General features: G+C 69.6%; 13 protein-coding genes. 5 read left to right on the top strand and 8 right to left on the bottom strand.

Annotation, left to right across the window (positions count from 1 at the left end):
* From IE312_RS44160 to IE312_RS19380, 6 genes are all read right to left on the bottom strand, one after another.
* Positions 1-381, bottom strand: a 381-nt coding sequence (locus tag IE312_RS44160) for a DNA cytosine methyltransferase (protein WP_368860018.1), incomplete at its 3' end; no start/stop codon positions are given.
* Entirely contained in the window at positions 365-598 is a 234-nt protein-coding gene (locus IE312_RS44150) for a DNA cytosine methyltransferase (protein ID WP_368860017.1), read from the bottom strand. The genes IE312_RS44150 and IE312_RS44160, both read right to left, overlap by 17 nt.
* Positions 599-647: 49 nt before the next feature.
* Complete coding sequence (locus tag IE312_RS19395; RefSeq protein ID WP_189983454.1) at positions 648-2,093, bottom strand: tyrosine-type recombinase/integrase; 1,446 nt, start codon at positions 2,091-2,093, stop codon at positions 648-650.
* Positions 2,090-2,362: a helix-turn-helix domain-containing protein gene (locus tag IE312_RS19390; RefSeq protein ID WP_189983452.1), complete on the bottom strand. Its 273-nt coding sequence runs from the start codon at positions 2,360-2,362 to the stop codon at positions 2,090-2,092. The genes IE312_RS19395 and IE312_RS19390 overlap by 4 nt, the downstream gene beginning before the upstream one ends.
* A 101-nt stretch (positions 2,363-2,463) precedes the next feature.
* Positions 2,464-2,775, bottom strand: coding sequence for a helix-turn-helix domain-containing protein (locus tag IE312_RS19385; protein WP_189983450.1), 312 nt, complete (start codon positions 2,773-2,775; stop codon positions 2,464-2,466).
* A 48-nt stretch (positions 2,776-2,823) separates the two neighbouring features.
* Entirely contained in the window at positions 2,824-3,300 is a 477-nt protein-coding gene (locus tag IE312_RS19380; RefSeq protein WP_189983448.1) for a GNAT family N-acetyltransferase, read from the bottom strand.
* An 81-nt stretch (positions 3,301-3,381) separates the two neighbouring features.
* Here IE312_RS19380 and IE312_RS19375 point away from each other — a divergent pair, with 81 nt between their 5' ends.
* Entirely contained in the window at positions 3,382-4,185 is an 804-nt protein-coding gene (locus IE312_RS19375) for an exodeoxyribonuclease III (RefSeq protein WP_189983446.1), read from the top strand.
* Between the two features lie 53 nt (positions 4,186-4,238).
* Here the strand turns inward: IE312_RS19375 and IE312_RS19370 are convergent, their stop codons facing one another.
* Complete coding sequence (locus IE312_RS19370; protein ID WP_189983577.1) at positions 4,239-4,859, bottom strand: MerR family transcriptional regulator; 621 nt, start codon at positions 4,857-4,859, stop codon at positions 4,239-4,241.
* Positions 4,860-5,036: 177 nt separating this feature from the next.
* Here IE312_RS19370 and IE312_RS19365 point away from each other — a divergent pair, with 177 nt between their 5' ends.
* The 4 genes from IE312_RS19365 to IE312_RS19350 all read left to right on the top strand — a co-directional run bounded on the left by IE312_RS19365 (position 5,037) and on the right by IE312_RS19350 (position 8,810).
* The gene (locus IE312_RS19365) at positions 5,037-6,545 is read left to right on the top strand and encodes a flavin-containing monooxygenase (RefSeq protein ID WP_189983444.1); all 1,509 of its coding nucleotides are present in this window, start codon (positions 5,037-5,039) and stop codon (positions 6,543-6,545) included.
* Entirely contained in the window at positions 6,542-7,621 is a 1,080-nt protein-coding gene (locus IE312_RS19360) for an alpha/beta fold hydrolase (RefSeq protein ID WP_189983432.1), read from the top strand. The genes IE312_RS19365 and IE312_RS19360 overlap by 4 nt, the downstream gene beginning before the upstream one ends.
* Complete coding sequence (locus tag IE312_RS19355) at positions 7,618-8,502, top strand: SDR family oxidoreductase (protein ID WP_189983430.1); 885 nt, start codon at positions 7,618-7,620, stop codon at positions 8,500-8,502. The genes IE312_RS19360 and IE312_RS19355 overlap by 4 nt, the downstream gene beginning before the upstream one ends.
* An 89-nt stretch (positions 8,503-8,591) precedes the next feature.
* Entirely contained in the window at positions 8,592-8,810 is a 219-nt protein-coding gene (locus IE312_RS19350) for a hypothetical protein (protein WP_189983428.1), read from the top strand.
* Between the two features lie 107 nt (positions 8,811-8,917).
* Here the strand turns inward: IE312_RS19350 and IE312_RS19345 are convergent, their stop codons facing one another.
* Positions 8,918-12,499 carry a S41 family peptidase gene (locus IE312_RS19345; protein ID WP_189983425.1) on the bottom strand — a complete coding sequence of 1,194 codons (3,582 nt, stop codon included), beginning with the start codon at positions 12,497-12,499 and terminating at the stop codon, positions 8,918-8,920.
* Between the last annotated feature and the right edge of the window lie 146 nt (positions 12,500-12,645).

Raw genomic sequence — 12,645 nt, 5'->3', positions numbered from 1 at the left:
GGGGGGGGGGGGGGGGGGGGGGGGGGGGCAGTTACTAACAAGTCCCCGAGCCTGACTTGATGACGCTTTGCCTTGCGTTTTTCCACAGACTGACTGCTTTTCATGTCGCCCGTGTTGGGAGTCGGTAGCAGCGAGGAGGCTTCGGCCCGCTTTGTTGTAAGCGAGGATAAACACGCGCTCTCGTCGGTGTGCTGCTCCAACGTCGGAAGCGCGAAGGCTCGTCCAGCGCGCGTCATACCCGAGGCCGGCCAAGTCGCCAAGTACTCGGTTGAGCCCACGTCTGCGGAGTGCGCTGACGTTCTCCAGGACGATGAGCTTGGGTTGTAGTACGCGAATGCCTTTTGCGATGGTAAGCCAGAGTCCACTACGCGACCCCTGCACAATGCACAATGCCGGCCCCACGACCGGCGAAACTGATGTCTTGGCACGGGAAGCCCGCACACATGAGGTCTACGGGTTCCACCTCGTGCCACCTGATACGGCTGATGTCTCCGAGGTTCGGTGTCCTCGGGTGACGCAGGGATAAGAGCTTGGCTATATGGCGGTCATTGTCGGCTACCCATGCGAGAGTACCGCCAAAGACTTTCTGAATGGCCATATCGAGCCCACCGTAGCCGGTGCAGAGTGAGCCGATTCGTAGTGTGTGATTAGGCTGCTTGGTCATAAGTATCCTCCTTGTCTTTAGTGCTGGTTTTGACGGCTAAATTGACGGCAACGACACCCACCAACCAGCTACGTCGGTAGCTAGTCATGGCCTTGTTTACTTCGGTCGCTCGATCAATCAAAGTGGTGCTGTGCGCCATGGCATGGAAGAGGTCCAGGGTTCGAGTCCCTGTAGCTCCACCAAAGTTAGATGTTGTAAAAGTTGCTCCGAGCAGAGCCACTTGACGGCTAAATTGACGGCTACCACCGTCATCGCTCAGACGATCGCCTTGTGTGCGGTCGTCTTTTTGTTTGGCGGTGAGTGCTGCCTCAAGGACTTCCAGCCATTCACGGCTAGCCTTTGCCGAGCCATGCGTGTACACCCTTTGAGTGGTCGTGGCGTTGGCGTGACCAAGGATAAGTTGCACCTCTTTGATTGGCGCACCAAACTCGGCAAGCAAGGTTGCTACACCGTGGCGAGTGTCGTGCACCCGTATGCGCCGTATCTCGTGCTCATCGCAGACCTTATAGAATGCATGGCGTATCCGTGATGCTTCCATCGGGCCACCTAGTTCGTTGGGGAATGCGAGCCCCGAAACGCGCGCGTCAGTACCCCATGAAGGATTTGCGATCTGTTCTTGCTGTTGCGCGCGTCGATGGATGAGCAGTGAGGAACGGACGAAGTTCAATAACGGGAGCGGGCGTTTGCTTCGCTTTGTCTTTAAAGGCGATAGCTCCAGTGTTCCGCTGTAGCCTCGCTGTATTTGGTGGCGGATGTTGAGCTCGTTATGCTCGAAGTCAAAGTCTCGCCATTGCAGCCCTAGAACCTCGCCTTCACGTAGTCCGTAGAACAGGAGTAGCAGGAAAGCCGGGTAGAGCGGATGCGTTCCGGCTACTTCGAGAAAGCGTCGGGCTTCGTCTATCGTCCAGGGCTCCACCTCTTTTGCCTCTGACGTGGGTAGCTGAGTCAACCGCGCGACGTTGCGTTGTAGGTGCTCTTCACGCATCGCTGATGTGAGAGCCGCACTCAGAACTTTGCGTATGACTATGACGCCTTCAACTGAGTGTTTAGCTAGCTTCTCGTCTAAGAAGCTCTGCACGAGAGGCACCGTCAAAGCAGTCAGTTTGTATTTGCCAAGGCCCGGCTTTAGGTAGAGGCGTGCAGTACCTTCGCATTGAGCATAGGTGGCTGGACGTCGATTATTCTTGACGATCTTCTCAAGCCAGTAGTCCAGGTACTCTTCGAGTCGCCAAGATTTGTCTGCGAGGAGCGCACCGTTTTGCGCGTCAGCTTGTTTCTCTGCGAGTTTCTGCCGTGCCTCGGTTTTTGTATTGCCGTAGACGCGCAGCCGCTTGCGCTGACCGCTGACAGTCTCGAAGTACGCGGCACCCTCCCAACGACCGTCTTTGCGTTGGTAGTACGTGCCTTCGCCGTTCGAGCGGTGCGTCATCGTGCGCCCTCGGCCCGCAGGCTCTCTATGAGGTCACGCACCGCTGACAGGGGTACGAGCCGACGCCGACCAATCTGTATGGTGGCCAGCCGCCGCGTATGGATGAAGTGGGTGTAGAGCGTGGTCTTGTTGACTCGCAACAGCTCTGCCGCTTCGCGAACGGTCAGCAAGCGCGCTGCATCATCCTCGGTTGGTCGAGGAGCCTGCGCACGGAAGTAGACCCGTCGCAGCGTGCCGAGGATGCTCGGCTGTAGTGCTTCTAAAAGCATGGATACCCTCCTTTCGGTTGCTAGGAGGGGTGAGGCGAACATGCCTCACCCCTTGTCCGGTCACGGCTCGCATGGCCAGACAAGGGGTGACGGTGGTGCCGCTACGCGATTGTGGTGCTCCGGTGCTTGCGCAAGATGCGCTTGACGCTGCTCTCAGAGATGCCGTGTCGCTCGGCAAGCTGTTGCTTCGACGTGCCGTCCTCACGGAACGCGCGCACCAGCTCCGCTATGGCTTCGTCGTCCAGGCGGTCAGTGACGCGCCAGGCACTCTCGGGACGAGCGTCAGACTGGACGCTGACACGCTGCGGGATGCCGACCGCTTCGGCTGCTCGTGCCTGACCCAGGTTGCTCGATGCGCTGACCAGCACTTCTAGGAGGTCCGAGCGGTTCGAGTAAGCACGGATAAGGTCCACGCACACAGGAGCCCCGGTCGGTGAAAGCCGACCGGGGCTTCTTGCTGTCTACAGCCGCTTGGCGTAGCAGAGGCTCTCCTCGTGGTGGCGGTAGTAGCCGAACTTCGTGCACGGCGTGTAGCCGCTGGAGGTGTACAGGGCTATGGCCTCCGGCTGCTTGGTGCCCGTCTCCAGGACCATGCGGACGCGGCCGGCCATGCGCGCGTCCTCCTCCAGGGCCGCGAGGATGCGGCGGGCCAGGCCCCGGCCGCGCATCTCCTCGATGACGAACATCCGCTTCAGTTCGGCGTCGCCGTCCTCGTTGCCCTCCTCGTTGCGGTCCTGGCTGCGCCAGCCGCCGGAGGCCACGGGGCGGTCCTGCGCGTCGTACGCGATCAGGTACGCCCCCCGGGGCGGGTCGAAGTCGGCGGCGTCGAGCACGGTGGCGTCACCCCCGTCGCCGTAGCGCACGTGGTACTCGGCCTGGACCTCGTCGTTGAGCTTCAGGGCGTCGGGGTGGTCGAAGCGAACGCGGCGAATATTCATGCTGGGCATCGTACTTCTATGCAGGTGGCGGGGGGTCCTGGATTTTGCGGACCCCGACCAGTGTGCCGGTATCGTGCCGGGGTGCTGACTGTGACCTCGGTGAACGTGAACGGACTGCGGGCCGCCGCGAAGAAGGGCTTCGTGGAGTGGCTGGCCGGGACCACGGCGGACGTCGTCTGCCTGCAGGAGGTGCGTGCCGAGCCGCACCAGCTGCCCGAGCAGGTCCGGCAGCCCGACGGCTGGCACGTCCTGCACGCGCCGGCCGCCGCCAAGGGCCGCGCGGGCGTCTCCCTCTACACGCGCCGCGAGCCCGACCGCGTCCGCGTCGGATTCGGCTCGCCGGAGTTCGACGGCAGCGGCCGCTATGTCGAGGCCGACCTGCCCGGCGTGACCGTCGCCTCCCTCTACCTGCCCTCCGGCGAGGTCGGCACCGAGCGGCAGGACGAGAAGATCCGTTTCATGGGCGAGTTCCTCGCCCACCTGAAGGACCTGCGGGAGCGGGCCGCCGCCGACGGGCGCGAGGTGCTCGTGTGCGGCGACTGGAACATCGCCCACCGGCAGGCCGACCTCAAGAACTGGCGCGGCAACACCAAGAACTCCGGCTTCCTGCCCGAGGAGCGCGGCTGGCTCGACCGCGTCTTCGCCGCCGAGGACGGCGGCTACGTCGACGTCGTCCGCGCCCTCCACCCCGGCGCGGAGGGCCCGTACACCTGGTGGTCGTACCGGGGGCGGGCGTTCGACAACGATTCGGGCTGGCGCATCGACTACCAGGTGGCCACCGCCGGGCTCGCCGGGAAGGCGGTCAAGGGGTACGTCGAGCGTGCGGCCACGCATGCCGAGCGCTGGTCGGACCACGCGCCGGTGACCGTCGTCTACGACCTGTAGCCCACTCCGGCCGCCCCGGTCCCGCTCGCCCGTCCCGGTCCCGCTCGGGCCGTCTAGTCCCGTTTGTTCAGGCGGCGGTCCAGGGCCAGGGAGAGTTCCGCTTCCACGACGCTGCGGGCCAGGGGGCGCAGGCGGCGCAGATCCTCCTCGGGGGCGTGGCGGAGGATCAGGGTGGTGAAGAGGTCGGCCAGGGCGTCGGCGTGCTCGCGGACGCGGGCGCCCGCCGTCAGCACCTCGGCGAGCGGGATGCCCTCGCGGACCAGGGCGGAGGAGACGTCCAGCAGGCGCCGGCTGATGTGGACGATCTCGTCGCCGTCGGTGCCGAGGTAGCCCAGCTCCATGGCGGCGGCGAGGTTCTCGGGGGTGACCTCGCCCTCGAAGCGGGCGGCGAGTTCCTCGGGGGTGAGGCGGACCGGTTCCTCCTCGGTGGGGGTGCCGACGCCGAGCAGGTCGGCGACGTCCCGGCCCTGGTCGAGCGCCTCGGCGAGTTCCGCTATGCCGTTCAGGGTGTGACCGCGCTCCAGCAGGGCGGCGATGGTGCGCAGTCGGGCCAGGTGGTGGTCGTCGTACCAGGCGATGCGGCCCTCGCGGCGGGGTGGCGGGAGCAGCTTGCGCTCGCGGTAGAAGCGCAGGGTGCGCACGGTGATGCCGGCCAGCCGGGCCAGTTCCTCCATGCGGTACTGGCGCGGGCCTTCCTGGGATTCTGCGTCCTCTGCCACGCCCGCAGCCTATGGCGTACCGGGGGTAACTTTCTTTCCCCCGCCCCCTACCGCTCGGTACGGAGCTGCTCTACAGTCCCATTGCGCCAGTAATCACTGGCAGAGTCCTAGGTGATGCGTGGAGGCTCCGGGATGGCCGAGCACGAGCATGTACGGGTGGCGGTGATCGGATCCGGGTTCGGCGGTCTGGGGGCCGCCGTGCGGCTGCGCCGGGAGGGGATCACCGACTTCGTCGTCCTGGAGCGGGCCGACAGCGTCGGCGGCACCTGGCGGGACAACAGCTACCCCGGGTGCGCCTGCGACGTGCCCTCGCACCTGTACTCCTTCTCCTTCGCGCCCAACCCCGACTGGCCGCGCACCTTCTCCGGGCAGCGGCACATCCGCGCCTACCTGGAACACGTCACCGACCTGTTCGGGCTGCGCCCGCACCTCCGCCTGGACTCCGAGGTCAAGCTGATGACCTGGGATGACACCGACCTGCGGTGGAACATCGAGACCACGCGCGGAACGCTGTCGGCCGATGTCGTCATCTCGGCCACCGGGCCGCTGTCCGACCCGAAGATCCCCGAGATCCCGGGCCTGGCGTCGTTCCCGGGCAAGGTGTTCCACTCCGCGCGCTGGGACCACGACTACGACCTGCGCGGCAAACGGGTCGCCATGGTCGGCACCGGCGCCTCCGCGATCCAGATCGTGCCGGCCATCCAGCCGCAGGTCGGCAGGCTCACCCTGTTCCAGCGCACCCCGCCCTGGGTGCTGCCCCGCGTGGACCGCGCGATCAGCGGCGCCGAACGCTGGCTGCACCGGCGGCTGCCCGTCACCGCCCAGGCCCGGCGCGGACTGCTGTGGGGCATCAGGGAACTGCAGGTGCAGGCGTTCACCAAGCGCCCGGACGAACTCGGCCTGGTCGAGCAGCTCGCCAAGCGGAACATGGCCCGGGCCGTGAAGGATCCCGCGCTGCGCGCCAAGCTCACCCCGGACTACCGCATCGGCTGCAAGCGCATCCTGCTGTCCAGCACCTACTACCCGGCGCTGGCCAGGCCGAATGTGGACGTCGTGGCCGGCGGGCTGAGCGAGGTGCGGGGGTCGACCGTGGTGGCGGCCGACGGCACCGAGGCCGAGGTCGACGCGATCATCTTCGGTACGGGCTTCCACGTCACGGACATGCCCATCGCCGAGCGGGTGGTCGGGGCGGAGGGCATCACGCTCGCCGAGTCCTGGAAGAACGGCATGCGGGCGCTGCGCGGCGCCGCGGCGGCCGGGTTCCCGAACTGGATGACGATCATCGGGCCCAACACCGGTCTCGGGAACTCCTCGATGATCCTCATGATCGAGTCGCAGCTGAACTACATGGCCGATTACCTGCGGCAATTGGACGTCCTCGGCGGCGGCGCGGCCCTCGATGCCCGGCCCGCGGCCGTCGAGGACTGGAACCACCGGGTCCAGGAGCGGATGAAGCGCACCGTCTGGAGCACCGGCGGCTGCACCAGCTGGTACCTGGACGCCGGCGGTCGCAACACCACCATCTGGCCGGGCACGACGACGGAGTTCCGGCGCGCGACCCGGCGGGTGGACCTGGCGGAGTACGAGGTGATCCGCCGGCCCGCGGTGGTCCCCGGGCGTACGAGCGGGGCCGTCGCGTGAGCCCCGCCGCCTCCGTCACCAGCGGCCCCTACGCCCCGCCCGTCCCCTCCCGCACCCTCACCGCCGTCTCGGCCGACGGCGCTCGGCTGCACGTCGAGGTGCACGGCCCCGAGCACGCGCCCCCGGTCGTCCTCGCCCACGGCTGGACCTGCTCGACGGCCTTCTGGGCCGCGCAGATCCGGGACCTGGCGACCGACCACCGGGTGATCGCCTACGACCAGAGGGGGCACGGGCGCAGTCCCGCGAGCCCCGCGTGCACGACCCGGGCGCTGGCGGACGACCTGGAGGCGGTGCTCGCCCGGACGCTCGCGCCCGGGGAGAAGACACTGGTCGTCGGCCACTCCATGGGCGGCATGACGGTCATGGCCGCGGCCGGGCGCCCTCGCTTCCAGGAGCACGCGGCAGCCGTCCTGCTGTGCAGCACGGGCAGTTCACGGCTGGTCGCGGAGGCGCGCGTGGTGCCGTTGCGCGCCGGACGGGTGCGTACCTGGATCACCGGGCGGGTCCTCGGCTCCCGCGCTCCGCTCGGGCCGGTCACCCCGGTGGCGAAGAGCATCCTCAAGTACGCGACCATGGGCGCCGGTTCCGCGCCGCACATGGTGGAGGCGTGCGCGCGGATCGTGCACGCGTGCCCGCGCGCCGTGCGCCACGCCTGGTCGGCCGTCCTCTCGGCCCTCGACCTCGACCACGGCGTCCGGGAGTTGAACGTGCCGACCGCGGTGGTGCAGGGCTCGGACGACCGGCTCACGCCCCTGGTGCACGCCCGGGCCCTGGTGGCCGCGCTGCCGCACTGCGTCGGGCTGACCGAGCTGCCCGGCGTCGGCCACATGACCCCGGTCGAAGCACCCGAACCGGTGACCGCCCGGATCCGGGAACTCGTCGGGGCGTACGTGACGGGAGCCGCTCCCGGGCCCGGGTCCGTCCCCGTGCAGAACAGGCAGGGCGGGCAGAGCGTGCCTGCCGAGCAGGCCGAGCAGGCCGAGCAGGCCGAGCAGGCCGAACAGACCGAACCAACCGAACCAACCGGACAGGCCGAACCGGCCGTGCGGGTCGGGCAGATGAAGGAGGGCGCATGAGCAGGGTCAGCCTCGAAGGGCAGGTCGCGGTCGTCACCGGGGCGGCGCGCGGGGTCGGTGAGCTGCTGGCGCGCAAGCTGTCCGCGCGCGGCGTGAAGGTCGCGCTGGTCGGCCTGGAGGAGGAGGCGCTCAAGGAGGTCTCCTCGCGGCTGCACAGCGAGAGCGCCCACTGGTACGCCGACGTCACCGACCACGAGGCGATGAGCCGGGTCGCCGAGGAGGTGAAGGCGCGGTTCGGGAAGGTCGACATCGTGGTCGCCAACGCCGGTGTGGCGACCGGCGGTCCGTTCACCGAGTCCGATCCGCAGGCCTGGCGGCGGGTGATCGAGGTGAACCTGATCGGTTCGGCGGTGACCGCCCGCGCCTTCCTGCCGGTGCTGGTGGAGAGCCGTGGCTATCTGCTCCAGATCGCCTCGCTCGCCGCGATCACACCGGCGCCGATGATGACGGCGTACTGCGCGTCCAAGTCGGGCGTGGAGGCGTACGCGCACAGCCTGCGCGCCGAGGTCGGCCATCAGGGCGTGCGCGTGGGCGTGGCGTACCTGTCCTGGACCGACACCGACATGGTGCGCGGCGCCGACCAGGACGACGTCATGCGGGAGCTGCGGCAACGGCTGACGTGGCCGGCGAACAAGACGTACCCGCTGGGTCCGACGGTGGACCGGCTGGTCGCCGGGATCGAGCGGCGCTCGGCGCATGTGTACGGGCAGTGGTGGCTGCGGGGCATGCAGGGGGTGCGCGGGTACCTGCCCGCACTCATCGGGACGGTCGGACAGCGGGAGATGAGGCGGTTCGCGCCGCGTCTGCAGGGGATGCGCTCGGGGCTCGTCGGCGCAGGTGGGGCGGCTGACGAAGCCGCGCGCACTACGCACAGTAACTGATCGACATGCAGGGCGTGTTCGTCCGTGTGAATCTGGTCGAGGCCCCACCACAGGGGCCGGACTCGCACTCATCACGGGAGTGAACCCACATGGGTATGAAGGACCAGTTCCAGGAGAAGTCGCGCCAGGCCAAGGAGAAGATGGACCAGGGCCGCGAGAAGGCCGGCCAGCGCGCCCAGCAGGGCCGTCAGGGTCAGCCGGGCCGCCCGGGCCAGCAGCCGCCCGAGCGGAGCGGCCAGAACCACCGTGACATCGAGGACACGGAGCAGCAGGTGACGGACCGGTTCGACCAGGACTACGACGCCTAGCCGCTGCGCTCGGCTTTGGCCGGTGTGACGTCGGGCACCCCCTGTTTCAGGGGGTGCCCTGCGTTTCGCGCGGTTCCCGCGGCCCTTCCTGCGCCGACCCCGTGCTCTCACGTCGCCCGTGGGGGCAGGGGCGGGCGGGACCGGTCGGGGGTGTCGCTGAGGTCGGGGGGAGTCGCCGCCGGGTTGGAGTCCAGGAGTTCCAGGGCGAGTTCCACCGCGTCGGCCAGCTGGGCGTGGCGGCCCTCCGCCCAGTCGAGGGGGGTGCGCACGATGTCGAGATCGGGGGCGACGCCGTGGTTCTCCACGGACCAGCCGTAGGCGTCGAACCAGGCCGCGTTCATCGGGACGGTGATGACGGTGCCGTCGCCGAGGCGGTGCCGGCCGGTCATGCCGACGACGCCGCCCCAGGTGCGCTGGCCGACGACCGGGCCGAGCTTCAGCAGCTTGAAGGCCGCCGTGATCATGTCGCCGTCGGACGAGGTCGCCTCGTCGGCCAGGGCCACCACCGGGCCGCGCGGGGCGTTCGAGGTGTACGACACCGGTTGCGCGTTCCGGGTCAGGTCCCAGCCCAGGATCGTCCGGGTCAGCTTCTCGATGACGAGTTCGCTGATGTGTCCGCCCGCGTTGCCGCGCACGTCCACGATCAGCGCGGGCCGGGACACCTCCATGCGCAGGTCGCGGTTGAACTGGGCCCAGCCGGAGCCGCCCATGTCGGGGATGTGCAGGTAGCCGCACCTTCCGCCGCTCAACTCCCGGACGACCTCACGGCGTTTGGCCACCCAGTCCTGGTAGCGCAGCGGGCGCTCGTCGATGAGCGGGACGACGGCCACCCGTCGGGGGCGCCCGCCCCCGTCCCCGCCGGGCAGGAAGGTCAGCTCCACGGTCGTACCGCCCGCGCCGGCGAGCAGGGGGTAGGGACCGGTGACCGGGTCGATCGGGCGGCCGTCGACGTGGGTGAGGACGGCGCCCTCGCGGATGCCCGTGCCGGCCAGTGGTGAGCGGGCCTTGGAGTCGGAGGAGTCGCCGGGCAGGATCCGCTTGACCACCCAGCGGCCGTCGCGCCGGACGAAGTTGGTGCCGAGCAGGCCCTGCCAGCGCTGGTAGTGGGGCGGGCCCTCGTTGCGGCGGGCGGCGGTGACGTAGGCGTGGGAGGTACCCAGTTCGCCGAGGACCTCGCGGAGCAGGTCGGCGAACTCGTCGGGGGACGCGACCCGTTCGACCAGCGGGCGGTACTGGTCGAGGACCGCGTCCCAGTCGATGCCGCACATGCCCGGGTCCCAGAAGTAGGCGCGGATCAGCCGCCCCGCCTCGTCGTACGCCTGGCGCCACTCGGCGCCGGGGTCGGCCTCGTGCAGGATGCGGCGCACGTCGATCCAGACGGTCGAGTCGGCGTCGCCGATCTCGGTCGACGGGACGGCGCGCAGGTCGCCCTCGTCCACGACGACCAGCCGGGTGCCGTCGCCGCTCACCGCGAACCAGTCCAGGTGGTCGACCAGTTCGGCCTTCTTCGCCTTGGTGAGGTTGAAGTACTCCAGGGTGGGGCGGCCGCTGATGTCGGCCGGGTTGGCGAAGGTCTCGCCGAGCGCGCCGGAGATCGGCCAGCGCAGCCAGACCAGGCCGCCGCCGGCGACCGGGTGCAGCGCGGAGTACTTGGAGGCGATGACCGGGAACGGCGTCACCCGGTTCGCCAGGCCCTCCACCTCGACGGTCACCGCGCCGGCCTCGCCGCTCTCCTCGTCCCCCAGCGGGTCGAGCCCGCCGGCGGCCGGGCGGCCCTCGGGGTTGAGGGCGAACGGGGAGGGGGTGGCCGAGGAGAGCGGGACCAGGTAGGGGCGGCAGCCGAGCGGGAAGGACAGGTCGCCGGTGTGCACGTCGTAGACCGGGTCGAAGCCGCGCCAGGAGAGGAAGGCGAGGTAGCGGCCGTCGCGGGTGAAGACGGGGTTCTCGTCCTCGAAGCGGCCGTTGGTCACGTCCACGATCAGCCGGTCCTTGATGCGGGCCAGCTTGATCTGGCGCAGGGTGCGGCCGATGCCCGGGTGGGACCAGGCGAGCCAGGAGCCGTCGGGGGAGAAGGCGAGGTCCCGGACCGGGCCGTTGTCGGACCGGACCAGCTCGGTGACCCTTCCGGGCGCCCCGACGACACCTGCCTCCGCCTCCGTCTCCGCCCGCGTCTCCGCCCCTGTCCCCGTCCCGGCCCCTGCCCCCGTCCCAGCTCCTGCAGCCGTCTCCGCCTCCGTCCCCGTCCCGGCCTCCGTCTCCGTCCCCGTCTCGGCTTCCGTCCCCGTTGCCGCCTCCGCCGCCGTCCCCGTCTCGGCCTTGGCCTCCGCTCCCGCTCCGTCCTCCGTCCCCTCTCCTCCGCCGGCCTCCCCGGTTTCGCCGCCTGCCCGGCTTTCCCCGCCGTTCCCGGCTTCCCGACTGGCCCCGTCGGCCCCGTCGGCGTCGGCCCCGTCGTCCCCGACTTCCCCGACTTCCCCGTCGTCCTCCGTGACGTCGATCAGCAGCAGCCGTCCGTCGTGGGAGGCGACGGCGAGGCGTTCGCCCTGGGGGTCGGCGGCCAGTTCCAGGATCCGGCCCAGGTCGCCGGAGGCCGGGCGGCGGGGGGCGCGGGCGCCGGTGGCGCGGGGGAGGTGGGCGATCTCGACGGCGTCCTCGCCGCCCGCGTCGGTGACGTAGGCGACCTGTCCGGTGGAGCCCAGCATCTCCGGCAGCCGTACCCGGACGCCGGGGGTCTCGGTGATCGTACGGGCGGGGCCGTCGCGGTGGGTCAGCCAGTACAGGCTGCCGCGGACGACGACCGCGCTGGCCCGGCCGGTGTCGTCCACGGAGACGCCGTCGATGTTCTGCGCGGCCGGCACCTGGTGGGGGCGGCGGCCGGTACGCGGACCGGCGGGCCGGACGTCGAGCCGGCGCGCGGTGCCGGCCGGGGAGAAGTCGTCCACCAGCCACAGGTCGCCGGCGCACTGGTAGACCACCCGGTCGCCGTCGCCGGCGGCGTGCCGGGCGTAGAAGGCGTCGTGGTCGGTGTGGCGGCGCAGGTCGGTGCCGTCGTGGGCGCAGGAGTACAGGTTGCCGACGCCCTCGTGGTCGGAGAGGAAGGCGATCCGGCCGGCGACGAACAGGGGGCAGGCGAGGTGGCCCTCCAGGTCGGGCAGGAGGCGCTGCCCGTGCAGCCACAGCCGGCCCGTGGCGCCGCCGCGGTACCGCTTCCAGGAGGCGGGTTCGTGCGGCGGGGTGCCGGTGAGCAGGAGGGTCATGTGTTCGCCGTCGATGTCGGCGACCTGGATGTCGGTGACCGGGCCCCAGGGCAGCCGGCCGCCCGGGTCGCCGTCGGCGGGGACCTTGTAGGCCCAGGTGAAATGGGGGAAGGGCTGGCCGTGGGAGGCGACGGCCAGGATGTCGCCGTCCGGGGTCCAGCCGCGGACCTGGGTGTCGGTGCTGCCCCAGTACGTCAGCTGCCGCTCGGGGCCGCCGCCGACGTCGGTGAGGTGGATCTCGGGGACGAGGCTGTGCCAGGTGGTGTAGGCGATGCGGTGGCCGTCGGGGGCGAAGCGCGGGTGACCGGTCTTGGTGCGGTCGGCGGTGAGCCGCCAGGCGCGGCCGGGGGCGTCGAGGGGAGCCAGCCAGAGGTCGTCCTCGGCGACGAAGCACAGCAGGTCGCCGCTGAGGTGGGGAAAGCGCAGATAGCTCACCTCCCCATGCTTTTCCGGTCAAAGGGCCCCAGCAACTCGTGGCGCCTGCTTACGAGGTCTTCACCTTCGTGACCCACCACACGTACGAAACGGTTTCGTTTCGCATGGCAGCGCGGTATCTTGAGTGGTGTACGAAGAAGGACGAG

The organism is Streptomyces capoamus, assembly GCF_014654935.1.
GTDB lineage: Bacteria > Actinomycetota > Actinomycetes > Streptomycetales > Streptomycetaceae > Streptomyces > Streptomyces capoamus.
Note: the sequence above shows the minus strand (reverse complement) of the source record. Positions and strands in the feature narration are given on the sequence as shown.